A 24,911-nucleotide genomic window follows, 5' to 3' on the forward strand; every position below is an offset into this window, starting at 1 on the left:
CTAACGTTTGGAACAGCTTTTAAGTCGGGCAACCGGAATTCGAATCCGGGACCTCGTGCCCCCCAGACACGCACGCTAACCAGCTGCGCTATTGCCCGATGTTCTTTTAACTATACCGAAAAATAAGCTCCCGGTCAATAATTTATGAAAAGCTTTTTTGCATCTTATCCTTCGACTCTCGCACAACTTTCGCAAGCGCGATACGCTCTACTCTATCGGTTTTGTCAAAAAAAGGCTCTTCAAAAAATTTAAGAGAATTTTATCACAGACACGATTTTATTTAAATGCTATATTTTTAATGAACGTTTAAATTGAACGTCTAAAATATCGCCGTTCAATTTAACTTCGAGTTTCGGACAATGCCGAAACATCGCTTATCAACTGTGCGCAAAAAGCGCATGAATTCAACAGTCTCCAAAATTGATATTTTGTTCGACTGTTGAATTTTAATGAACGTTATTTTTAAGGAAATAAACATGAATGAAGCTGATCTTGAAAAATACGAACAAAGAAATTTGAAAAAACTTTCTCCCGGCCAGGAAATTTCCACCGCCGTAGCGGCAATTTCGGGAGATACCGTATTCCTTGATTTAAACGCCAAAAGCGAAGGGATCCTCGACGCGGCGGAATTAAAAGACAAGGAAGGAAATCTTACAGTAAAAGAAGGAGACGTCATAAAGGTTTTTTACATCGGCCTTAAAGACGGCGAAATGCAATTTACTACAAAAATCGCAGGGGATAAGGCGGATAATTCCCTGCTTGAAAACGCCTACAAAAACGGAATTCCCGTAGAAGGATACGTGGAAAAAGAGATCAACGGCGGATTTGAAGTGAAAATAGGAAATTCAAGAGCCTTTTGTCCGTATTCGCAGATGGGCTTCCGCCAAAAGGCCGAACCTTCCGAATTTACAGGTAAAAATTTAACTTTTATGATATTGGAATTTAAAGACGGAGGAAAAAATCTTTTAGTTTCAAACCGCAAAATTCTTGAAAAAGAACATGAAAAAAAGCTTGAAGATCTTTCTCAGACTTTAAAATGCGGAATGACCGTAACGGGAAAAGTAACGGCTCTGCACGATTACGGCGCTTTCGTAGACATAGACGGCTTTCAGGCTCTTCTGCCGATTTCTGAAATTTCGCTCGACCGTATTTCCGACATAAATTCCGTTCTTAAAGCAGGACAGGAAATAAAGGCTGAAATAATCAAGACCGACTGGAAAAATGAACGCATATCGCTGAGCATAAAAAGTCTTCTCGCAGATCCGTGGGAAGACGCCGTGAAAAAATATCCGGTAGAATCGAAACATGAAGGAGTGATTTCACGCATAGCGGACTTCGGACTTTTTGTAAACCTTGAGCCGGGGATCGACGGACTCATCCATATTTCCGCGCTTGAAAACGTCGAACGCAATTCAAACCTGAAAAAAATGTACAAGACAGGGACAAAAATGACAGTTAGCGTTAAAAGCGTGGACACTGTAAACCGCCGCATCGCGCTATTACCCACAACTTCAACGGAACAGGACAAAACGGCCGCAAAATACATGGACAGCCAATCTTCCGACGGAGAATCTTACAATCCGTTCGCAGCGCTTTTAAAAAAATAGCCGCCCAAGCCCCGCACATAAGCCGTGCGGGACCGGCGGCATTAGCCTCGTCCGATTTCAAACTGTAAATTGGTCGATCTGATTTCCTATGTGGCTTATGGAATTCTCGATTTTTTCGGAGATGAGCTGCAAAGCGTCGCCCGCTTCGGCGATCTTTTGAGTGCTGCTTTTTCCTATGTTCATTTCGCTCATAACCGCAGCGGTGCTGTTTTGAAGGTTCTGAATTTCTTCAAGAATCGATTTGTTTCCTTCGCTCATTTCGGCGGAAGCCGTCTTTACTTCGATAGTACTGTCGTTCATCGAGTGAAGGGCGTCGCTTATCTGCGAGGATCCTTCTTTTTGTTCGGTCATGGCGTTTTCGATCTGGCGCACAAGCTCGTCCGTTTCACGGATCATGCCCGATACGGATGAAAACGCTTCGCTCGATTCGGCGGAAGCGACCACTACGGTGTTTATCGAATCGCGTATGTTTTCAAGCTGCTCGCCGATCGTCCTGGACTGCGCCGTCGACGTTTCCGAAAGTTTTCTGATTTCGTCAGCAACTACGCTGAATCCCTTACCTGCGTCTCCGGCGTGCGCCGCTTCGATCGCAGCGTTCATAGCAAGAAGGTTAGTCTGAGACGCGATATTTGCGATCGCCTGGTTGGCTTCACCGAGCATTTCCGACTGCTGCTTTATGAGATCGATGCGGTCGTTTACATTCTGCTGCTTGTCGGCGCCCTTGCTTGCCTGCTCGAGAAGGTTTCCGAACGCGGCGACCATTCTCTGCGTTACCTGATCTACGGACTTGATGTTGCCGATCATCTCTTCCACAGCGGCGGAAGCCTGAGATACGCCGGAGGATTGAACTTCTATCATTTTTTCAAGGGAACCTATGTTAGCCGTAATTTCGTTTATGGCGCCTGCCGTTTCTTCAACGCTTGCGGACTGGCTTTCGATCTGTTTGTAGACGTTTCCAAAATTCTGCTGAATCTGCTCGATTGCAGCTGCGGTATCCTGCGCGCTTGACTGTAAGTCGTTCCCCACTTCCGCAAGGATATCTTTGGACTGTTTTATGTCACGAACTATGCCGTGCAGTCTTCCGGTAAACATATTAAAACCTTTTACCACCGAACCGATTTCGTTGTCGGATTTGACTTCTATGCGTTTAGTAAGATCCGCGTTGCCGCTGGCAATGTTTATTATCGCTTTTTCCACAACCTGGAGCGGCTTGAGCGTGACGCCCAAAACAACGGACAATATCAGCAGCATCAAAATCAGTGTGATGACGCTTGTTAATATAAGCTGATACAAAATAGTTCCGGCAACGGTATATACCTGACTGTCGCTGAAAGCAAAGGCAAACGTCCACGTAGTTTTTTCGACGGGACTGTACACAAGAAGATCTTTGGCGGAGCCGGGTTCGTCGGGATTGCTTATCCAGTTAGTTCCGGCATTTCCCGATTGAATATCCTTAACTACGTCAAGAGCCGCCCCCTGCCCCTTGGACATGTCGGCAATGAAATTTCTTTTCATCACAAAATCTTTGTTTTGGTGATAAAAGATAGTTCCGTCGCTGGACATTAACCAGCAGGAACCGTGTTCGCCTAAGTCGATATCTTTAAGAGAAGCTTCTATCAGATTCAAAGTTACGGCGCCGGCAAACATCGCGACGTTCTTTCCGCCAACTCTTACGGCTCTGGCAACGTGGAACACGATCTTGCCGGTAGTTCTGGAAAGAACGGGATCCGCAATGTAAAAAGACTTGTTTTCTTTAAAAATAGCTTTGTAATAAGCGCGGTCTGAAATATTCCCCGACTGTCCCAAGTCCGTGTAAAAATTTCCGTCGGGATCGCACACTAAAACAAAATCGAAACTGTGACTTCTAACCGAAGCGCGGGCGGTCATCCATCTCACCATAGCGCGGATGTCTCCCGTATAGGCGGCGTCGCTTTCGGTGTACATCGACATTTCGTTTATATACCCTTCCACAAGGTTCATCAGCGATTCGGAATAAGCCGCCGCAATTTCCGCCCGGCTTTTTTCATAACTTGATCCCGTAGCGTCTCTCACAGTCCGATAAACAAAAAGCGCCTGAAGGACGTTGCACGCCAGCAAGACGGTTCCTATGAGCGCCACAAGAAAAGAAACTATTCTTCGTTTTTTATGTTTTTCGGCAGAGGCGCCGGCAGTTTCGCGTTTGTTTTCCGTATTCATAAAGATAACGCCTCCTTAAATTATGCACAAAATACTTTACAGCCGAAAAACCTTTTGACAAAAGGTTTACATAAAATAACTATGTGTTTTTAATATATTTAATATATTAGAGTTATTTTACTACAGTTAACCGTTTCTGTAAATATGCCGATTTTATCTTCTTTTTATTGCACGATTGTTTAAAAATATTATAAAATTGGTATAATGAAGATCTGATTTATACGCAAGGAAGTAAATTATGGCAAACTTGTTTTCGTTCGGTTTTATAGGCGCTTTTACGGCGCTGCTGTTCGCAATAATTCAACAAAAAAGAGTGATGCGTTTTTCCGAAGGAACGGATAAGATGAAAAAGATCGCCGCCTCAATAAGAAAAGGCGCCAACGCGTATTTGAAACAACAGTACATGACCGTTTTTAAAGTCTTCATAATAGTTTTTATCATACTGCTGGTTATGGCTTTCGTTTCAAAAGGAAAAATGCTTACGATTTTCACTCCGTTTGCGTTTTTGACCGGAGGAATATGGTCCATGCTCGCAGGCCTAATAGGAATGAAAATCGCTACGCAGGCAAATTCCCGCACGGCTCAGGCGGCTTCCGAAAGCCTTAACAAGGGACTGAGAGTCGCTTTTTCGTCCGGTTCGGTTATGGGATTTACCGTAGTGGGACTTGGAATGCTCGACATTTCAATATGGTTTCATGTTTTGTTTTATCTGTTCGGCATAAAGGATGTTTCTCTCCTTGCGAACATAATGGTGATGAACGGAATGGGAGCTTCTTTTATGGCGCTGTTTGCGCGCGTAGGCGGCGGAATTTACACGAAGGCTGCGGACGTGGGGGCCGACCTTGTAGGAAAGGTGGAAGCCGGCATTCCCGAAGACGATCCCAGAAACCCTGCGACCATAGCGGATAACGTTGGCGACAATGTGGGCGACGTAGCCGGCATGGGGGCAGATCTTTACGAATCCTATGTAGGATCGATTCTTGCGACATTCGCGTTGAGCGCCGCCGCAGGATACGGATTTTCAGGCATGGTGCTGCCGATCCTAATAGCAGTATGCGGCATCGTATGTTCGATAATAGGCTCTTTTTTTGTTAAAACAAAAGAAAACGCAACTCAGCTCTCTCTTCTTAACTCCTTGCGCACGGGCACGTACCTTTCGGCAGCTCTGTCGGCGGTTGCGGCGGCGCCGCTCACCTACCTTACCGTAGGAAACTGGGGAATCTATACGGCCATTCTGTCCGGACTTTTGGGTGGAGCTGCGGTAGGATATTTTACCGAATATTACACGTCCGACAATTACAAACCCACGCAAAAACTTTCCGCTTCGTCGCAGACGGGCTCGGCTACAGTGATAATAGGCGGCCTGTCTTTAGGAATGAAGTCTACGGCGGCTTCAATACTCATAATCATAGCCGTCGTCATCATAAGTTTTTTTACATCCGGGGGAAGCGTAAACTACAACAGCGGTCTTTACGGAATAGGTATTGCGGCCGTAGGAATGCTTTCCACATTGGGGATTACGCTTGCTACCGACGCTTACGGCCCCGTAGCCGATAACGCAGGGGGAATAGCGCAGATGGCGGGTTTACCCAAAGACGTGCGAGACCGCACCGACGCGCTCGATTCCCTCGGCAACACTACGGCGGCGACGGGCAAAGGCTTTGCGATAGGCTCCGCTTCTTTGACGGCTTTAGCGCTCTTGATCTCTTACGTAAACATCGTAAAAGAAAAAGGCTACAGCATGGACTTGTCGCTTACAAACCCTGCGGTAATGTCGGGACTCTTTATCGGCGCTATGGTAACATTCGTTTTTTCGGCTTTTACAATGAGCGCGGTTCAGGCTGCGGCGCAATCGATCGTAGTGGAAGTGCGAAGGCAGTTTAAAGAAATAGCGGGAATAATGGAAGGAAAGGCGGATCCCGATTACGCAACGTGCGTAAGCTTATGCACAAAGGGCGCCTTACGTGAAATGGTCGCGCCGGCTGTTCTGGCTATAATCGCGCCGCTTGCGACAGGTTTCATACTCGGCCCCGAAGGGGTGATCGGGCTGCTGGGCGGCGTTTCGGTTACGGGATTCGCTATGGCCGTGTTTATGTCCAATTCCGGCGGAGCGTGGGACAATGCAAAAAAATACATAGAATCCGGCAACTTCGGCGGAAAGGGCTCCGACTGCCACAAAGCAGCGGTTTCAGGCGATACCGTAGGGGATCCTTTTAAAGACACTGCCGGTCCTTCGCTTAACATATTGATAAAGCTGTGTTCTACGGTTTCCATAGTGTTTTCAGGCCTGATAATCTCATTCAACCTTATGAATCTTTTGTAGACGGATATGCAGGGACTGGTTCTTGACGGATCCAACAATACTTTCACGGTAGAATGCCGCGATAAAACAAAGCGGCAATGTTCCCTGAAAGGCAAAAAGTTAAAGTCCGACATAAAATATTACAATCCGCTCGCTCCCGGAGATATCGTATCCGTAGAAATCGACAAGCTCGATGATAAAAGAGGACAAATACTGGATCTTCAGCCCCGAAAAAATGTTTTTGTCCGCTGGAACGTAAAGGGGCGCGCTCCTCAGCTTTTGGCCGCGAACCTCGACCACCTTATCCTGGTGACAACCCCCGACGAGCCTCCGTTCAGGCCGCGTTTTGTAGACAGAGAATTGGCTCAGGCGGAATATCAGAACATCGAACCTGTAATTCTCTGCAATAAATACGACTTAAAAGCCGCTTCGGACATAGATCTTCAAAGCAGGCTTTCCGGCTGGGAAGGCTTGGGATATACGGTGATCCGCGTTTCGGCAAAAACGGGTGAAGGACTTTTCGACCTTGTAAAGATTCTTAAAAACAAGGTCTGCGCCTTTGTGGGACAATCGGGAGTCGGCAAGTCAAGCCTTATAAACGTGCTTGACGATTCCTGCGTTTTAAAAACCGGAAGCCTTTCGCAAAAATACGGGCGGGGAACCCACACTACCACAAAGGGCAGCCTTTTAAGGCTGCATCTAAACGAATCGCTTACGGGCGGCATAAAAAATGTAGAAACTTCGATAATAGACACTCCGGGTATAAGACGCTTCGTTTTAAATGATATTCACCCGGACGATCTTGCATTGTATTTTAGGGAATTCAAACCGCTCATAGGCAAATGTTCGTTCGGGATGTCGTGCAAACACACTACGGAACCCGGCTGCAAAATTCTTGAAGCCGTAAACGCTGGAGTCATAAGCGAAGAACGCTACGAAAGCTGGTTAAGAATCCGCGAAGAGATGATCACGGGCAACTGGGAAGACTAGGTATTGATGAACATAAAAACTCTTACCGAATTGGATTATTTTCGCGTGCGCGATATTATTTCAGGATATTGCGTAAGCGAAGAAGGCGCTCTGTCGCTTAAAAACCGCACGCCTCTCGCCGATGCGGAAAAAATAAATACATTAAAACTTTACGGGCGCGAGTGGTATTCATATCTTGCTTCAGCAAAGCAGGCGGCGATGTCGCAGTGGAATCCCGTTTCAGAAATTCTGCCTGTAATAAACACTCCCGGAGCGGCCGTCACGCAGGAACAGGCTTTTTCGCTGCTCCAATTCTGCGAAGCTCAAAAAAAAGTAAAATCGGCGATAGAGAGCGCAAAAGATGTTTTAAACTTGGAAAACCTGTCAGAACTTGTCCAAACATTGCCTGATCTTTCCGCTCCGCACTCGCAAATTTCAAGCGTGATAGATCTGACCGGAGAACTTAAAGACCTTCCGTGCCTGCGCTCTATAAGAGCGAGGATCTCAAGTTTTAAACGCGAAATCAATAATTTAATGAAAAAATACACAAGCGATCCGAACCTTTCCGGCGCGCTTGAATCGAACGTTCCGGCCTTTAGGGCAAACAGGCAGGTTTTAGCGGTAAAGTCCGGCAGAAGAAGTGCGGTCAAAGGCATTATCCATGAAATGTCGCAGAGCGGGCAAACGGTTTATATCGAACCTGAAGACGTAGTACGAAAAAACAACGATCTGATCCAAGAAGAATTTAATCTGCAGGCGGAAATAAAACGCATATTCCGCGAACTTACGGCCGGCCTGATGCCCCATGCAAGCTCATTCATGCTCGCCCTGCCGATTATGTTGGAACTGGACATAAGCTGTGCCGCCGCAAAATGGGGAAAAGAGAACCGCTGCCGCTATGCCGCAGACTGCGCTAAAGACGGCGGCGAACCTCCTCTCATATTAAAGGCGCGCCATCCGATCCTGGGAGAAAAGGCTGTTCCAATCGACGTCCGCTTTATGGGCGGTAAACGCGTCCTCATAATAACCGGGCCTAACACAGGCGGAAAAACCGTAACGCTTAAGACAATCGCGCTTTTTGCAATGCTGAACCAAAGCGGATTTCCCGTTCCCGCCGAAGAAGGAACGCGGCTTCCGATATTTTCAAACGTTTTTGCGGACATAGGCGATTCTCAGTCCCTCGATCAGTCACTTTCTACTTTCAGCGGACACATGAAAAACATCGCGGAATCGTTGGAAGGCGCCGGTAGCAATTCCCTGATTCTCTTGGACGAACTCGGAAGCGGAACCGACCCGCTTGAAGGCGGCGCCATAGCCATGGCCGTTTTGGACGCCCTTATCGAAAAAGATTCCTTTGTCCTTGTTACCACTCATCACGGAATATTAAAAAATTACGGCTATACACATCCGTCATGCGTAAACGCCAGCGTGGAATTTGACCCAAACACGCTTTCGCCCACATACCGCCTTATCATGGGAGTTCCCGGCGAAAGCCGCGCTCTCGATATAGCGAGCCGTTCCGGGCTCGGCGAAAAAGTATGTAAAAAAGCGCGTTCCTACATTGCAAACGAAAGCTCCGACGTTTCGTCTTTGATCAAGGGACTTATAGCAAAGCACACGGAATTGGAAAATATTTACAAAGACCTGAACGATAAAAAATGCGAACTTGTCGAGCAAAAACGAAAAGCAAGTTTACATGAGCTCAAATTGCGGCAAAAAGAGGCGGAATTAAAAAAAGAAGGCTATAAGGAATCGCAAAAATTTTTGTCCGAAAGCAGAAAAAAACTGGAAAATCTTGTGCGCGAAATAAAAGAAGGCGAAATAACGCGCGGTAAGACTTTGAGCGTAAAGTCGTTTATAAACGATCTTGAAACGAACGTTTACGCACAAGAGCAGTCGATAGAAAGCGATGAAAAAGAACTTTCGCAAAACCTTGCCCCGGCGGAAAGCCCGTCTTTAGAGGAATTTCGCGCCGCGCAAAAAGACATGGCCGCACAAAAACTTGAATTTAAATCCGGCGCAAAAGTAAGCGTAAAAAACATAAAACAGCCGGGAATTCTGGTGCACGAGGAGCGCAAAGGCACTTGGAGCGTCCAGATGGGCAACGTCAAAATGAATATAAAGCAAAAAGACCTTACCCTTATTCCCCCTGATGAAGATGTAAAAACACAGCTTCCTTCAATAACGGTGGATCTGGCGGACAATACGAAAAACGGCGCAGGCGGCGTCTATTTTAAAGGCGGCAAACCTCAGTTCGAACTTAGACTTTTGGGACTTTACACGGACGAAGCGCTCAAACTGCTTGAACGCCAGCTTGACCTGTGCACCGTCCATAACTTTAACCGATTCAGCATAATTCACGGGAAAGGGAGCGGAGCCTTACAGCAAGCCGTGCAGGATTATCTTTCGCATTATCCGGGAATAGCTAATTTTTACTTTGCGCCGCCGGAAGAAGGCGGAACAGGTAAAACCTACGTGGAAATGGCAAAATAAGTTTTATCCGTGCGGAAGCTCGATCTCCTGAAACAGCTTGTGGCTTTGCTGTAAATCTACGGCGATGTTGCCGATTCAAGGAATAGCGCGGCAGCCGGACGGCGTCTCCTGCGGATTACACGTAATTTTCGACATAACACGGCAAAATAACATATGACTCGACATTACGCCTCGCTCCTTGACACATTCCGCATTTTTATCCATATTTATGTTATAAATATTCATTTTTTTAAGGAAACACAAACGTGAAAGAGCGCCTTACGCGGCTGAAAAGCATCCGTAAATTTATAAAAAATTACCGTATCGAAAGCCAAGAAGCGCTTTTGGGGCACTTGCAAAAAGAAGGATATGAAGTAACCCAGGCTACCCTTTCGCGAGACCTGAAGCTTTTAAAAGTAGGCAAGGTTTCAGACGGCCGTTCAGGCTACGTGTATACATTGCCGAGCGAAGACGAAAGGCAGGATTCCGAGCAAATTTTTGCGCGGGATTTTTTGCGCGGATACATAAGCATAGAATACAACGGCAATATCGTTGTGATAAAGACCTTTCCGGGCCATGCGGATTCCGTTTCAAACGCTTTGGACAGCCTCAACATGGACGAGCTCATAGGCACGATCGCAGGCGAAAACTGCATCTTTGCCTGTCTCAGGCAGGGCGTTTCAGGCGAACAGTTTCTTGCCTCTCTTAAACAAAAAATTCCCGAAATAGAAGAATGATTTTGTCCGCATATAAATCAAGAAAAACCTTCGGATTTTAAGACAGCCGGTTTTTAAACAGAGCCCTGCAATTCCTATCTACCAGACCGCATAAATATTCCGTTTTAACGCCGCGTATCCCAGCTATAAAATCATAAGTGAGATTTATAAAATTCGGCGTATTAGGTTTTCCGCGGAAAGGAACGGGAGCAAGATAGGGCGCGTCCGTTTCCAAAAGAAGGCGGTCTTCGGGAATGTAGCGGACAAGATCGATCAAATCGTTCATCTTCGCTTTTTTAGTGTATGTCAGCCCGCCGCCTAGGGCGATGTACCAACCGCGCCCGACAAAGACTTTGGCAGCTTCAAGATCGTACGAATAACAGTGTATCACTCCTCTGTCATAATTTGAATTTTTTATGCAATCCACGGTCTGCACAAAGGCGTCGCGGCTGTGAACGATTACAGGCAGAGAAAGCCGCTTTGCAAGATCAAGCTGCATTTCAAACAGTTTTTCTTCGGCGGCAAAGTTAAAGTCTTCGGCTTCTTCCTTGTTCCAATGATGATCCAAGCCGCATTCGCCTACGGCCGAAATCTTTTTTAAAAGCGGATCTTCGGAAGAAAGCGCTTCAAGTATGTTCGTTTCAAGAATTTTTACCTGATCCGCCGCTGCAAGGGCGGCTTGTCTTGAAGGCCATATGCCGGCGGAAAAGTGAATAAATTTTTGAACCTTTTCTTTCAGCTCCGTTTCACATATATTATCGAGGGCGGTCCTGACACATTGAATTCTTTCGCCGAGATCGCCGCATTCGGTTCCTATGTCCAAAGCAAAAAAAACATCGTTTAACGCCATTTTAGAAAGCTCATCGCTTCCGTCGAAGGCGTGATCCTTTACCATAGATCGAAAATGAAAATGAGTATCCGAAAACATAAAGTTATTGTATCGTTTACGGCAGAATTTTTACAGTGAACAAACAAAAGTACCGAGGCATCAAAATTATTAAATCGCTTGCATTTAATGCCAATGACACAATTTGCCTTTTATGCTATTGACATGTCCTCCTGCATCATAACCGTAAGTAACTTTTCCTCTGTCAGGATATGTGATGCTCTGCATTCGGCCGAGGGGTCGCTTACATATTCCATTAACTGATCAGAAATCACTATTAAAAACAATAAATATATTTATTAAAACTGCAGGTAAATAATTTTATCTTTCCTATCGTTATTTATTCATCGTATATTTCTCGGCGATGCCCTATTCTTAAAACAGTTATCAAAAGCTTATCATCTTTTATCTCGCAAATCATTCTGTAGTCTCCTATGCGGTAACGCCACAAACCTGCAAGATTACTTTTAAGCCTTTTTCCTCTTGTCCTTGGATCCTTAAGACCTTTAAGCTCATGGATATATTTTAGTATCTGCTTTTGAATGCTGCCATCCAGTTTCTTTAATGTTTTAAACGCAGTTTCAGAGAATTCTACTCTCATATCCCAAGCTCACTTTCTACTTCAGAGAGTGAATATACGGCTTCCTTTCCGCTTCTTACGTTTTTTACAATTTCTTCTGCAAGAAATATATCCTCCAGATCATCCAGATATTCATTAAGCAGATAGTTATAGAAAAATGAGGCAGGTCGTTTTGTAAGTTTTGCAAGTTTTTCTATTCGTGATTTACATACGGGATTTACCCTAAAATTTACTGTTGCAGTATTAGTCATATTTAGCTTCCTTTTTTGTATTACATTGTATCACAAATCTGTTTTATAGGCAATAATATTTCCGGTTATCATTGCCTTTAGCCGCGGCACTTTTACTTGCAACTTTACGTATTTTGCCATAGGATATATAAAACAAGTCACAAATGATACGGAGGCAATCATGGTAAGTTATAAAGAGTTAGGACTGGTGAATTCTATCGATATATTTAAAAAAGCTATGGCAGGGCATTATGCGATTCCCGCTTACAACTTTAACAATATGGAACAGTTGCAGGCTATTATTCAGGCCTGCGTCGAAACAAAATCACCCGTAATATTGCAGGTTTCAAACGGAGCGCGTAACTACGCGAACAAATACCTTTTGCGCAATATGGCGCGCGGCGCAGTGGAATATGCCCATGAGCTTGGCTGCGATATTCCGATCGTGCTGCACCTTGACCACGGAAGTTCTTATGAAATGTGCGTGGATTGTATTGAAAACGGATTTTCTTCAGTGATGATAGACGGCTCCGCTCTTCCTTACGACGAAAACGTTGCGCTGACAAAAAAAGTCTGCGAATACGCTCACTCGCGAAAAGATTATGTAACGGTGGAAGGCGAGCTTGGCGTGTTGGCGGGAGTTGAAGATGAAGTTTCGGCGGAAGAAAGTCATTATACGAAGCCGGAAGAAGTTCAGGACTTTGTAAAAAAGACGGGCGTAGATTCCCTTGCCATTTCGATAGGAACCAGCCACGGCCGCTGCAAATTCACTCCGGAACAGTGTACCCGCACGCCCGACGGTGTTTTAATTCCGCCTCCCTTGGCATTCAATATCCTTGAAGAAATTGAAAAAAAGCTTCCGGGATTCCCCATAGTCCTTCACGGCTCTTCTTCGGTGCCTATAAAATATGTCAGAGAGATTGAAAAATTCGGTGGAAAAATTCCCGATTCGGTGGGTATTCCGGAAGAGCAGCTCCGTAAAGCAGCAAAGTCAGCGGTCTGCAAGATCAACATAGATTCCGACGGACGCCTTGCGATGACAGCGGCGATTCGCCGGGTTCTTGCGGAAAATCCGGGAGAATTCGATCCCAGAAAATATTTGGGCCCCGCCCGCGACGAACTTAAAGCCATGTATGCGGAAAAAAACAAGAACGTCTTAGGTTCCGCAGGCCACGCTTTAGACTGATAAAAATTCTTCATTTAAATTCAACAGTCGAACAAAATATCAATTTTGGAGACTGTTGAATTCATGCGCTCTTTGCGCACATAAAAAACGGCGGCAAAATCTTGCCGCCGCGTTTTTTTTAAAGCGAAGCCGGACTTACCGGCGCAGCCCGCCCTTAATCAAGAATCTCGCCACATATTTGCAGTGAAGCTTCGAGCTGCGCCGAGGTACGGTTTTCAATGCCCCGCACGAATAAAAACTATTTTAACACCCATCGCAAAATGAAGATGAAAAACAAAATCCATCCGACGATCGTCACTGACTTGGCCTTTCCTGTTACAACTTTAAGGATTACATAGGAAACAAGTCCCCAAACTATACCTTCGGCAACCGAATATGCAAAAGGCATTGTGATTATACAGATAAAAGCCGGAATTCCTTCCGTAGGATCGGCAAAGTTTATGTCTACTACGCAGCGGAGCATAAAAAAGCCGACTATTATCAAAGCGGGCGCCGTCGCAGCGCTCGGCACAAGAAGGAAAAGCGGGCTTAAAAACAGCGCCAGGAAAAACAGAATTCCCGTTACAGCCGACGTAAGACCTGTGCGTCCGCCTGCGGCTACGCCCGACGTGCTTTCAACGAAACTTGTAACCGTAGAAGTTCCAAGCATCGCTCCGGCAACCGTTCCGATTGCGTCCGAAAGCAAAGCCTCTTTTACGTGCGGAATTTTTCCGTTTTTCGCAAGGCCGGCTTCGGTAGTAACACCAACTAAGGTTCCTATCGTGTCAAAGACATCCACAAAAAAGAAAGTAAAAAATACTGTAAAGAATTTTATGGTGAAAATTTGGCTGAATTCGAATTGGCAGAAAATGGGCGCCGCGGGAAGAGAAAACGGCGTGAAATTTTGCGGAATTTTCGTAACTCCGAAAGGAACGCCGATTACGGTGGTTATTATTATTCCCAGAAGAATGGAACCGGGAACCTTGCAGCAGTAAAGGATGCAGGTTACGGCAAGCCCTATCACAGCGACAAGCGGCGCTCCGCTTAGATCCGCAAAACCTATGATCGTTCCCGTTTGTGACGAAACGATTCCCGCATTTGTTAACCCTATCAGGGCTATAAAAAGTCCTATTCCGACGGAAATCGCTTTTTTAAGACCGTTCGGGATTGCGTCGATTATTTTTTCTCTGATATTGAAAAATGAGAGAATTATAAACACGATGCCTTCGATAAAGACCGCCGTGAGGGCGAGCTGCCAGCTGTAACCCATTCCCATGACAACCGTAAAGGTAAAAAAAGCGTTGAGCCCCATTCCCGGAGCAAGCGCTACCGGAAGGTTTGCCAGAAACGCCATAACAAGGGTTGCGATTCCCGCAGAAAGAGCCGTCGCCGTAAACACGCCTTTGATCGGCATGCCGGTCTGCGAAAGCATTCCCGGGTTTACCGCTAAAATGTACGCCATCGCAAGGAACGTGGTGATTCCTGCAATCACTTCGGTGCGGACTGTAGTTCCGTGCGCCTTTAGTTTGAACATCTTCTCCATTTTTAAACTCCCATAAAATTGCACAGCAAGTAAATCGTCAGATTTAGGAACCGGGCAATTCGTGCGCTCTTTGCGCACAGATAATAATCGATGTTTCGGCTTTGTCCGAAACTCGAAGTTAAATTGAACGGCGATATTTCAGACGTTCAATTTAAACCTCCCTTAAAATTCAACAGCCGAACAAAATGTCAATTTTGGAGGCTGTTGAATCAGTGCGCTCTTTGCGCACAAGATAATAAACGATGTTTCGGCTTTGGCCGAAACTCGAAGTTAAATTGAACGGCGATATTTCAGACGTTCAATTTAAACCTCCCTTTTCGTTATTTTAAATAAGAAGTTTGTGTCCGGCTATCCGTTTGGACGGCAAAGTTTTGCCGTTCGCGCTCCGGGCAGCCGCTTAAAACCTCAAATAAAAATAACGAACGATCTTTGTCGTTAATAAAAGATTTTTTATTATACCACGATTTATCATGCGGTGGCAATCCGAGTTTTGACGAGTTTGGAGCGCGGACGATGGAATGCGAACGGCAGGACGCGGAGCGCTTTTTGTTTTTAGCGTTTTTCAGTAAAATCTTCCTATTATGAATAAACATCCTGCTGAAAAAATTACCGAAAACCATGCAAAACGGCGCGCCCGTTTTTTATACATTGCAAACACGTTTTTCGCACTGCTCGTTCTGGCAGGCGCCTTATTTTTCTTTTACGTGCGCTCATTCAAAATAATTAAAGAACCTGCGGCGCTTACAACCGAAGAGCAAAACACGCTTGAAGCCGCGCTGGACTCGGCATTCCACGAGCGGCTCAAACACATACATCCGCTGCCGTATTCCGTCATACCTGCAAAGATTCCCGTTTCGGCAAAAAACGCAATCCTTGTAGACGCCGCGACCGGCTCCGTTTTATTTGAAAAAAACGCCGATGAAAAAGTTCCTCCGGCTTCGATGACAAAACTTGTGGTCATGTACATAGTCTTTAAAGAAATCGAAAGGGGAAGAATTTCTTTGTCCGACGTCGTGCCGCTGCCGCCTGAAAGCTGGGCAAGGAATTTGCCGCCGGACGCTTCGCGCATGTTTCTTGACCAAGGCCAGACGGTTACTCTGGAAGATTTAATGACGGGTCTCGCCGTTTCTTCAGGGAATGACGCCGCCGTGGCAGTAGCCTCATACATAAGCGGCGGCGTAAAAGCCTTTACCGACCGCATGAACGAGGAAGTTTTAGAGCTGGGGCTTTTAAACACGCATTTTGAAGAACCGTCCGGCTACAGCGAAAAAAACATTACAACCGCGCGCGAATTCGCTTCTTTTTCCCGCGTATATATCGAGCGTTTTCCCGAATCGCTTGAAAAATTTCATTCCAAAAAAGAATTTGTTTTTCCCCTCGAAAAAAATCTTCCCTCATGGCAGACGGCAAACGCGGAAAAACTCGCCGTCGCTCAATACAATACCAACAAACTATTGTGGTACTTGGACGGCTGCGACGGATTAAAGACGGGATTTATTTATGAAAGCGGTTACAATTTGGCGCTCACGGCAAAGCGGGGACAAACGAGATTCTTATCCGTAACCATGAACGGCGCCGGAAACGGAACCGCAGAAGGCAACGGCAACAGGATAAAAGACGGTGCGACTCTCATGGAATGGGCTTTTTCAAGTTTCGCGGACTATTTTAACTCCGAAGCGCTCCGTTACACAGTAGCCGTACCGGGCGGAAAGTTAAAATTCGTAAACCTCGTGCCCGCAATCGACGGTTCGGCTCTCACGGTTCCTTTTATTACGGGTTCAAGTCCGCAGGAAGCTGCGGCAAAAGTGACCGTAAGAGCTGAACTTCCGCCCTACATTCTTTTTCAAACCCGCGCGGGGCAAATTCACGGCAAACTTGTTTATTCCCTTGAAGGAAAAGATCTTCAGACTATTCCGCTCGTGTGCGACAGAACTGTAAAAAAAGCTTTTTTTCCGTTTGATATTTTTGGAAAATTCGCTTCGCTGTTTTTGTAGCATTTGCGGCGCAGAGTCGATTTACAGCCCCAGAGCGCTCACGGGCACAACTTCATATCCTGAATCAAGCAAAAGACTTATCAGAAGGCCGAGCTTTTCGTATAAATAGTCGCCCCTAGTGCCGTGCAGAATTCCTACGGAAACGGGAATAATAGAAGCGGACGCTCCGCCGGATGCCAGTTCTCTCATGTAGTCTTCAATTAATTGCGCGGCGCTTTTATAGTAATCCGAAAACTGCTCAAAAACCACGCGGTCGCGGTTCCCGCCCGGAACATCCACATATGTGTAGCCGGCTTTCTGCCCCGTGCGTCTTATAGCCGAATCGCTTTTAAAAAACGGCGCATGCCAAAACAGGGTCAATTCTTTACCGGTACAGGCGTAAAAATCGTCTTCGTTTCGGGCGAGCCCTTTTCGTATAAAATCTTCGTCCATCACAAATCTTTTTTCGGTAAGATCCGAAGCCGTATGAAACATGGAAGCGCATTCAAAACCGCTTTTCGCTATTTGAAGAGTTTCGCCCGGATATCGGCGGATAAATTCTCCGTTTATAAAAAACGTTGCTCTCACGCCGCGCGCACTGAGGGCGGAAAGAATTTCAGGTAAACCGTCTGCGCAGTCAAGCGCGTCAAAAACGACGGAAACTTTTTTGGGCGGAGGAGCGTTTCGTGAGCTTTCTCCGATCAATGGGAAAGTGTACGCCTTTCCCGCCATAGACCGTACATATAAGGCGTTTTCATACTTTCCGTTTTTGGCGTCGGCAATGTACGCTCTAAAACGGCCGTTTTGAACGATGCTTTTGTCGGGGAACGGATGAGTCGTATCTGGCTTCCATACTTTTTTTTGTTCGTCGTAGGAATATACGGCGAAAGACGTTTTTGCCTGAACTGTATTCGCTTCGGAATTCCAAAGGACTTTTTCTGCGGAAGACAAAAACAAGGTTTTACAAGTTTTACCCGAGTCGTTTTCCGCCGCAGCCTTTTCTAAAACATTCCACAAACGCACGGTCTCTTTGCCGCCTAAAATCAATGTACCGCTATCCTTCCATAGCGCGCATACCACATGTTCCGACGGCATAACCGCCGTGCGTTTCCAATTCGACGTATCAAAAACGCAGACAAATCCTCCGGAATAGTAAGCCGCCCTGTTCCCTGACGGATTTACGGCAAAGCACGAAGGATTTTCCAAGGAAAGGACTTCGCGCAATGCGCCCGAGACGCCGTCAAATGTGTAAATTTTAAAGCTTCTTTCGTTTTCGGCAAGCGAAAGAAGTTCAAGCTGCAGAACCGGAAGCGACTTTTTGCCTTCAGGCCAAATAACGGCTGCTCCCAGAACCGTTGCGGAATTTTTTAATAGAGAACCTGTATATTCCACATTTACGTATGAAAACCTGTCCGCCTTTATGCTGTAATAAGAAACGCTCTTGTTGTTTTTTATCACGACAAATCGGGTTACGTCGTCGTTTACAAAAAAACGGTCTCTCCCGGGCATATATGTTTCAGGTAAGCGCGCAACGGCCGTTCCTATTCCCACATATGAAGAATAAAGTCCCGCAGTGTGCAGTTCTCCGGTTCTTAAGCAATAGACTATATCGCCGTCAACGTACACAAGTTGCCGTCCTCGCGTAAATGAAACGGAATTTATGTTTCCCTTTACGACCGTGCGGAATTTTTCATCGATTTGAATCTGCTTTAAAGCGGCGTCGGGATCGGCAAAACAAACGGAATCTCCCCTTTCGTACAAAACCACGGAACTGTCCGAAGACCATTTTACGGGAACTTCGTCATAGCTGAATTCCGCGTTGTCCGAAATAATAACGCTCCGGCCGCTTTCCGTATTCTGCAAAATAAGCTCGCCTGAAACAAATCCCTTGCGCCTTATAAAACAGCTCCAGCGTCCGTCGGGACTTACCGAAACTGGCGCCGGCACGGGTAAAACAAAGGTGTTAAAGTCCGTCTTCTCAGAATAAATCAGCGATGAAGAAGCGAACGAATAAAGCGCCGTTCCGTAGCGGTTTCGTATACGCAATATTGAATTTTCTGAAAGCAGCTCCATCTTTTCAGGAAAGCAGGTGAGAATTTCATAAGATTTTGAGGGCGCCCCGTTTTCAAGCCGCGTGCGAAAGGCCGTGCGGTACGGATAAGTTCCCGCCGCTTTATTTTCTACGGTGAATAATAATTCATCGTCCTTATTCAGATCGGGATTGTCGAATACAACTCCCGCAAAACAGCGAAAAGACAATATCCAGATTAAAAACACCAAAAAACGGCGTCTTCCTTTCATTTATGCATCTCCGCGCTCAAAACAAGGCTGTCAAGCTCTTTTTCAAGTTCATCAAGCTGCTCATGCATTTTTGCAATTTTATCTTCGTTGGCAGAATCTTGCAAAGCGGATGATTGTTTTAAAACGGCGTCGAAAGATTGCGGAACTTTGTCTTTTATGCAAGAAATTCCGCACCAAGGGCAATATATAAAGCCGCCGTCAATCGTCCGTCCGCAGCCGCAGCACACATGAACCTTAGTCATTATTTACCTCAATTTTTAAGAACTGTCAAAGGATCTACAAGCTTACCGTTTTTATATACCGTAAAATGCAGATGCGGGCCGGTGGAATATCCGGTAGAACCTACAAGCCCTATTTTTTCACCTTGATCGATACGGTCGCCCGTCTTTGCAAGCGATCGTGACAGATGGGCATACAAAGTTTGATAACCGTTGCCATGATTTATTATAATGTAATTACCGTAGACGTTTGTAAAGCCCACGGCTGCTACTTTTCCGCTCATGGAAGCATAAACCGGGCTTCCGGTAGGCATTGCCATGTCAAGCCCTGTATGAAAAGACCTTACGCCCGTAAACGGATCGGAGCGGAACCCGAACAGAGACGTTCTTCTCCACTTTCCTTTTAGAGGATATATGAACATTTCGCCCATGGCAAGGCGGATAGCGTCGGAAGAAAGCTTCGCTCCGGGAATAAAAAGCTTTGCACCTATCAAAAGGTTGTGACTTTCAAGATCGTTCACATCTAAAAGATCCTCTACGGGCACATGATATTGTACGGAAAGCGCGTTAAGGCTGTCTCCCGATTTTACCGTATGCACCAAACCGTCCATCGACGGAATAACTAATTTTTGACCGAAGCGCAGGCGGCGGACGTTCGCAATATCGTTTACTGCGATCAAAGTGGAAATATTCGACAGTCCGAAACGCCGTGTTATGCCTAATATGGTGTCCCCTGACTGCACAACATAAGTTCGATAAGAAACGGGCTGGCGGAAATTTATTTCGGAAGGCGAATATGAAAAACCGTCCGCATTTAAAACATCGCCGTTTTCATCGAATTCGTTTGAACGCTCCAAGGCAAAATCGGCCATAATTTTGTTGAGTATTTCAAGTTCTTCCGCCGGAACGTCTTCCAAGACGAGAGGATTTGCAAAACTCGATAAATATGATGAGGCGGTTTTAACGGCATATGGTATGACAATGCAGCAGAGCAAAAGGGCTATCAGATGTAAATTGCGGACAAGAGCGTCGGCAAGATCGCCTATATTGATCAAAAATCCGCGAAACGAAAATTCCTGCTTTGCGCGAAAAGACGGTACACGAAAAGCCGCAACGTTTGCGCTAAAAGTTTTTTGTTCGGTACTAAACTTTTTTGAACGTGCATAAAAAAATTTCGGGAGATCCGCACATATCGGACGGATGAACGCCAAAGTGTTGAAAAAACGACCAGGGCCGTGCCGATTACTTACCGCACAATTAATTATTTCCATAAATTATCTATCGACATAAAATTAAGCTCATATTAGAATAAACCGTTATGCCTAAGAAAAAAATGAAGTTTCCGGCGTTGTTTTTGCTCATGTCCGGCATAATAGTCGGAATAGTGTTTAAATTGTTCGTCATCGATTTTTTGAGAGTCTCAGGCACATCTATGGAAAGCGCAATACGGAATAATTCGATAATTGCGGTAAACAAACTTGCTTTCGGCATTGCGCTGCCGTTCGGCGACAAACTGCTTTTACAGTGGAACACGCCTAAGCGCAACGACGTCGTCATCTACCTGTATGACAATAAAATAGTTGTAAAACGCTGCATCGCCGTATCGGGCGACCGTTTGGAATATTCGGCAGAGCCGGAATACAGTCTTTTGTCGGAGGGAAAACAAGTAAGCTTATCAAAAGAGCAGTATGAACAGATGAAAACCAATACGCTCGTGCCTGACGGTTACATACTCGCCGTAGGCGACAATTACAAGCAATCCATAGATTCGCGCACTTACGGTTTCGTTCCCGTAAAAAATGTTTTAGGAAAAATTTTATGGAAATGAACGATTTCTTTAAGAAGACTAGGCTTTGGATATCCGCTTCGGCGGCCCTTATTTTTATGGCCGTAATAATAGTGCAATATGCGCGCATAGCCCTTACCCCCGCGCAGAAAATCACCGTGCGCCAAGTTTCGTCGGAGCGCGGTTCTATCGTAGACAGAAACGGTAAGCCTTTAGCAGTCCAGACAAATTTTTATCACGTGGGAGTTACTCCTTCTTCGGTAAAAAATACGGAAAAGCTGGCTCACGACTGCGCCCTGGTCTTAGGTATGGACGAAACTGAAATACTAAACAAAATAAACGGAGCCGAAAATTCACCGTTCATATATATCAAAAAAAAGATTTCGCAAAACACTTATGACGAACTGAGCACTCTGATAAACGAAAAAGGATATACCGGCATCAGGTTCGATAGAATCCCCGGCCGCGCCTATCCTGAAAATGCGCTGGCTTCGCAGCTCATAGGTTATATGGGCGATGACGGCAGCGGCCTTGCCGGCATTGAATACTCCAGACAAAACGTCCTAAGCCCGGTGCAGAAACCGGGAGAAGCGGCGGTACACGGAAACAACATATATCTGACCATAGACGCAAACCTTCAGTATAAACTTGAAAAAATTGCGCGCAACACCATGGAAACTACGCAGGCCGCAAACATGATGCTCATAGCCGCACAGGCAAAGACAGGCGAAATACTCTCTTATATCAGCCTTCCTTCCGTAAACCTTAACGAATACGCTACGGCTTCGCGGGAAGAAACTATAGATCGTCCAGCGATGACAGCCTATGAACCCGGTTCCGTATTTAAAATTTTCACGGTCGCTTCTGCGCTCGACGCGGGAGCCATAAGTACGAACGAAATATTTGTGTGCGACGGCATATATGAAAAAAAACTGCCGTACGGCGGGCATATTCGCATAACCTGTCTCGGCAGGCACGGTCCTGTAACCGCAAGGGAAGCGCTTCAGTATTCCTGCAACGACGCCTTGGCGCAGATCGCCGAAAAAATGAATACGGACAACTTTTTGGGAAGGCTGCGCTTGATGGGTTTCGGTTCGAGAACTGGAATAGAATTGCCGGGAGAAACGGCAGGCTCCGTAAAAAGTCCGAACGATAAACTGTGGTCGGCGCGTTCAAAGCCTACGATGGCCATAGGTCAGGAAATAAGTGTTTCCGCACTCCAGATGGTACAAGCCGCAACGGGCATTGCAAATGAAGGAATCCCCGTAAATTTAACCGTAATACACAAGATAACGGATAACGAAGGCAATATTGTTTTTGAACACACTCCCGTCTATAAAGACAGAACTTTCGGAAAGGCCGCCGCCGACTACGTTTTAAGCTGCATGGAAACTACGGCGGAAGCGGGAACGGGTTCGCGCGCCCGGCTAGGCGACATTTCAATAGGCGTAAAAACGGGAACTGCGCAGATGGCGGACACTGTGCACGGAGGTTACAGTACGACAGACTTTCTTTCAAACTGTCTTGCAATCTTTCCGATTGAAGATCCTGAGATAATTTTATACATAGTGATAGAAAAAGCAAAAGGCGAAACTTACGCGGGCAGAATCGTAGCTCCCGTTATCGCTGAAGCGGCCGATACTATCATAGACCATCTCGGGATAAGCCGCGGGAACGCCGCGTCTCTGGCGCATTCGGGAAGAGTGTCGATAAAAGACACTTCTCCGGCCGTACTCGGAACCACCCTCCCCGATTTTAAAGGAATGTCCAAACGCGACCTCATCCCCATCCTCGAGCGAAAGGATCTTCAAGTGCGCATAAGCGGAACCGGTTGGGTGGTAAGTCAAGAGCCGCCGCCCGGAACTCCAGTAACGCAAGGTATGAATATTGAACTCACTTTGGAATAAAAACAAGAACCTTTTTTTTACCCGTTTTCCCGCGTTAGCCTCTTCCCTAGAAGATCAAATAAAAAAGGCGGAAACCGATTTTTCGGAAGGTAAAAATCCTTTTTCCTTTTGGTCGATAGAAGACGCCAAAAACGGCAGTTTTACGGTTCGCGAAAACGGAATGCTTTTACACTCATCTTACGATCCGCTAAAAGAGGCGAATCAGACGGCGGCTTCTTTTAAGGAATCGGATACGGGCGCGGCGGTTTTTATGTCGTTCGGGCTCGGCTATTTGCCGTCCGCCTTTGCAAAAATGCACAAAAACATGATTCTCGTGCTCATAGAACCCGACGCCGTGCGTTTTTTAGCCTCGATGTGTTTTCTCGATTGGGAAGACATATTAACTCATGCGGAATGTGTTTTAGCTCTAGCTTGCCGGCAGGATGAAATAATAAAAATTATTGACCGAATAGGAATAAATAATTGCGCGTTTTTTTCACAGCGAAGTCAAACTTCTCACGCCATAGAATATTTTGACTCTTTACAAATTCTTTTGGAGAGGAACCGCAAAAAAGCACAGATAAACGCCAGCACACTCGAACGCTTTGCGGGTCTTTGGCTTCGTAACGGCTGCCGCAATTTACGATACTTGGCAAAACTTGACGGGATAGATCTTTACAAAGACAGGGCGAAAAATCTTCCGGCGGTCGTCCTTGCGGCAGGGCCTTCTCTAAACACTATTCTTCCGCATCTGGCTGAAATAAAAAAACGTTCCGTCGTTATCTGCGTAGACACGGCGCTCCGTTCCTGCCTTAAAGCAAAGGTGGAACCGGATTTTATCATCCTGATCGACCCGCAATATTGGGCGGCAGCGCACATAAAGGATCTTAGGTCTCCGTCTTCAGTTCTCATAACCGAGTCGGCAGCCTATCCTTCAGTTTACCGCTTTGAATGCCGCAAGATCGTCCTTTGTTCGCCGCTTTTCCCATTGGGAAAATATTTTGAAAAACAGCTCGGCGTAAAAGGAATTATAGGTGCGGGCGGAAGCGTTTCTACAAGCGCGTGGGATTTTGCGCGCATTATCGGCGCCGAAGAAATTTTTATGGCCGGGCTTGACCTAAGTTACCCCAAAAAAAATACGCACATAAAGGGCTCGACTTTTGAAGAAGACGCCCATAAAAATTCTTTGCGAATATCTACTGCGGAAACTGCCGGAGTGCGCTCCTTGTATGCGATAAATTGCGAGTACGCAGAAGATTATACCGGCGAAAAAGTTTTGACCGACAGGCGCATGAAACTTTTTGCATGGTGGTTTGAAAGCAGGCTTGCGTCTCCCGACGCCGTAAAGACATTCACATTCTGTCCGCAAAACCTAGCAGTTCCGGGTATAAAAGTCGCACGCCTCGAAGATTTTTTAAAAAAACCGGAAAAAATTGAAGAGCGCAAAAAATTCTTTAAAACAGCCGAAGATCATTCTTTGTCCGAAGAAAAAATAATGCAAAACGAACTTAATTTCGACCGCATCCTTAAAACGCTGATCGATTCTCTGTCCTCCCTTCATAAAACGGCCAAAGATTCGATGCAGCTGTGCAACAGAGCCCTGTCGTATTCAAAAAACGATTATTCGGACGTTTTTCAAAAACTTTCGATCGCGGATAACACAATTATGGCCAGCGGTACTAAAGAGATAATCTCTCTGATTTTTCCCGCGAAGGACAAGCTGGAATCCATATTTGCAAACGAAATTTCGCCTAAAGAAGCGGCAAAGGCTTCGATTTTTCGTTCCATGATAATTTACAGGGAAATTTGCCGCGCCGTAGATGAATATCTGAAACACCTTGCAGAAGTCTAGTCCGCGCAAAGCTGTAAAAGCTCGTTGGCGTAAACAGGCTAAATCAAGCTGCAGCTTTCGCTTACGAACAAACGCCGTGAATTTGCCGCACACGGACGTGTACTTACAAGTAATATCGACAGCGGCGAAAAAATACCGCAGCAAGGCAAAAACACGGAAGATCGCAGTTGCAATAGACTGTGATTTTCGATTTTTTTAACTTTTTTTTCAATCACAGCTAAACTTTTTG

Annotated in this window: 18 protein-coding genes and 1 tRNA gene; 10 read left to right on the forward strand and 9 right to left on the reverse strand. The window is 45.9% G+C overall.

Translation table 11 applies throughout. From position 1 onward, the window contains the following. Positions 1–24 precede the first annotated feature (24 nt). Positions 25–98 (reverse strand) — tRNA-Pro (locus tag HRI96_RS08510). Positions 99–476: 378 nt separating this feature from the next. On the opposite strand from HRI96_RS08510, the gene HRI96_RS08515 reads away from it, so the two are divergent. Further along, positions 477–1,607: a 30S ribosomal protein S1 gene (locus HRI96_RS08515; protein WP_256729195.1), complete on the forward strand. Its 1,131-nt coding sequence runs from the start codon at positions 477–479 to the stop codon at positions 1,605–1,607. Positions 1,608–1,664: 57 nt separating this feature from the next. Here HRI96_RS08515 and HRI96_RS08520 read toward each other — a convergent pair whose 3' ends face one another. Next, positions 1,665–3,803 (reverse strand): methyl-accepting chemotaxis protein, encoded by a 2,139-nt coding sequence (locus tag HRI96_RS08520; protein ID WP_210116954.1) that lies wholly within the window; start codon positions 3,801–3,803, stop codon positions 1,665–1,667. Between the two features lie 238 nt (positions 3,804–4,041). Here HRI96_RS08520 and HRI96_RS08525 point away from each other — a divergent pair, with 238 nt between their 5' ends. From HRI96_RS08525 to HRI96_RS08540, 4 genes are all read left to right on the forward strand, one after another. Beyond that, a complete protein-coding gene (locus tag HRI96_RS08525) occupies positions 4,042–6,126 on the forward strand; it encodes a sodium-translocating pyrophosphatase (RefSeq protein WP_210116955.1) in 2,085 nt (694 codons plus the stop codon). A gap of 6 nt (positions 6,127–6,132) precedes the next feature. After that, positions 6,133–7,095, forward strand: coding sequence for a ribosome small subunit-dependent GTPase A (gene rsgA / locus HRI96_RS08530; RefSeq protein ID WP_210116956.1), 963 nt, complete (start codon positions 6,133–6,135; stop codon positions 7,093–7,095). Between the two features lie 6 nt (positions 7,096–7,101). Then, positions 7,102–9,567, forward strand: a complete 2,466-nt coding sequence (locus tag HRI96_RS08535) for an endonuclease MutS2 (RefSeq protein ID WP_210116957.1) — start codon at positions 7,102–7,104, stop codon at positions 9,565–9,567. 245 nt (positions 9,568–9,812) lie between these two features. Next, positions 9,813–10,283, forward strand: a complete 471-nt coding sequence (locus HRI96_RS08540) for an arginine repressor (RefSeq protein WP_210116958.1) — start codon at positions 9,813–9,815, stop codon at positions 10,281–10,283. 37 nt (positions 10,284–10,320) lie between these two features. Here HRI96_RS08540 and HRI96_RS08545 read toward each other — a convergent pair whose 3' ends face one another. The 3 genes from HRI96_RS08545 to relB form a co-directional block, all read right to left on the reverse strand. After that, on the reverse strand, positions 10,321–11,190 hold the full coding sequence (locus HRI96_RS08545) for a TatD family hydrolase (RefSeq protein WP_210116959.1): 870 nt from the start codon (positions 11,188–11,190) through the stop codon (positions 10,321–10,323). A gap of 298 nt (positions 11,191–11,488) precedes the next feature. After that, positions 11,489–11,749, reverse strand: coding sequence for a type II toxin-antitoxin system RelE family toxin (locus HRI96_RS08550; RefSeq protein ID WP_210116960.1), 261 nt, complete (start codon positions 11,747–11,749; stop codon positions 11,489–11,491). Then, the gene (gene relB, locus HRI96_RS08555; RefSeq protein WP_210116961.1) at positions 11,746–11,979 is read right to left on the reverse strand and encodes a type II toxin-antitoxin system RelB family antitoxin; all 234 of its coding nucleotides are present in this window, start codon (positions 11,977–11,979) and stop codon (positions 11,746–11,748) included. Before relB ends, HRI96_RS08550 begins: the two co-directional genes overlap by 4 nt. A gap of 160 nt (positions 11,980–12,139) precedes the next feature. Between relB and HRI96_RS08560 the strand changes: the two genes are divergently transcribed. Next, a complete protein-coding gene (locus tag HRI96_RS08560; RefSeq protein ID WP_210116962.1) occupies positions 12,140–13,144 on the forward strand; it encodes a class II fructose-bisphosphate aldolase in 1,005 nt (334 codons plus the stop codon). Positions 13,145–13,382: 238 nt separating this feature from the next. On the opposite strand, the gene HRI96_RS08565 is transcribed toward HRI96_RS08560, so the two are convergent. Beyond that, positions 13,383–14,666, reverse strand: a complete 1,284-nt coding sequence (locus tag HRI96_RS08565; RefSeq protein WP_210116963.1) for an NCS2 family permease — start codon at positions 14,664–14,666, stop codon at positions 13,383–13,385. 581 nt (positions 14,667–15,247) lie between these two features. Between HRI96_RS08565 and HRI96_RS08570 the strand changes: the two genes are divergently transcribed. Beyond that, a complete protein-coding gene (locus tag HRI96_RS08570) occupies positions 15,248–16,660 on the forward strand; it encodes a D-alanyl-D-alanine carboxypeptidase family protein (RefSeq protein WP_210116964.1) in 1,413 nt (470 codons plus the stop codon). A gap of 21 nt (positions 16,661–16,681) precedes the next feature. Here HRI96_RS08570 and HRI96_RS08575 read toward each other — a convergent pair whose 3' ends face one another. Genes HRI96_RS08575 through HRI96_RS08585 form a run of 3 tightly spaced genes read right to left on the reverse strand, consistent with a single transcriptional unit; the run spans position 16,682 to position 20,213 of the window. Then, positions 16,682–18,940 (reverse strand): polysaccharide deacetylase family protein, encoded by a 2,259-nt coding sequence (locus HRI96_RS08575; protein ID WP_210116965.1) that lies wholly within the window; start codon positions 18,938–18,940, stop codon positions 16,682–16,684. Next, positions 18,937–19,182 (reverse strand): hypothetical protein, encoded by a 246-nt coding sequence (locus tag HRI96_RS08580; protein WP_210116966.1) that lies wholly within the window; start codon positions 19,180–19,182, stop codon positions 18,937–18,939. The genes HRI96_RS08575 and HRI96_RS08580 overlap by 4 nt, the downstream gene beginning before the upstream one ends. An 8-nt stretch (positions 19,183–19,190) precedes the next feature. Next, positions 19,191–20,213: a peptidoglycan DD-metalloendopeptidase family protein gene (locus HRI96_RS08585; protein ID WP_256729196.1), complete on the reverse strand. Its 1,023-nt coding sequence runs from the start codon at positions 20,211–20,213 to the stop codon at positions 19,191–19,193. 263 nt (positions 20,214–20,476) lie between these two features. Here HRI96_RS08585 and lepB point away from each other — a divergent pair, with 263 nt between their 5' ends. Genes lepB through HRI96_RS08600 form a run of 3 tightly spaced genes read left to right on the forward strand, consistent with a single transcriptional unit; the run spans position 20,477 to position 24,682 of the window. Next, on the forward strand, positions 20,477–20,986 hold the full coding sequence (gene lepB / locus HRI96_RS08590) for a signal peptidase I (protein ID WP_210116968.1): 510 nt from the start codon (positions 20,477–20,479) through the stop codon (positions 20,984–20,986). After that, complete coding sequence (locus HRI96_RS08595; protein WP_256729198.1) at positions 20,977–22,851, forward strand: penicillin-binding protein; 1,875 nt, start codon at positions 20,977–20,979, stop codon at positions 22,849–22,851. Before lepB ends, HRI96_RS08595 begins: the two co-directional genes overlap by 10 nt. Next, positions 22,832–24,682 (forward strand): motility associated factor glycosyltransferase family protein, encoded by a 1,851-nt coding sequence (locus tag HRI96_RS08600; protein WP_210116969.1) that lies wholly within the window; start codon positions 22,832–22,834, stop codon positions 24,680–24,682. The genes HRI96_RS08595 and HRI96_RS08600 overlap by 20 nt, the downstream gene beginning before the upstream one ends. The last annotated feature ends 229 nt before the right edge of the window (positions 24,683–24,911 follow it).

Source organism: Treponema parvum, assembly GCF_017893945.1.
In the GTDB taxonomy this organism is placed as follows: domain Bacteria; phylum Spirochaetota; class Spirochaetia; order Treponematales; family Treponemataceae; genus Treponema_D; species Treponema_D parvum_A.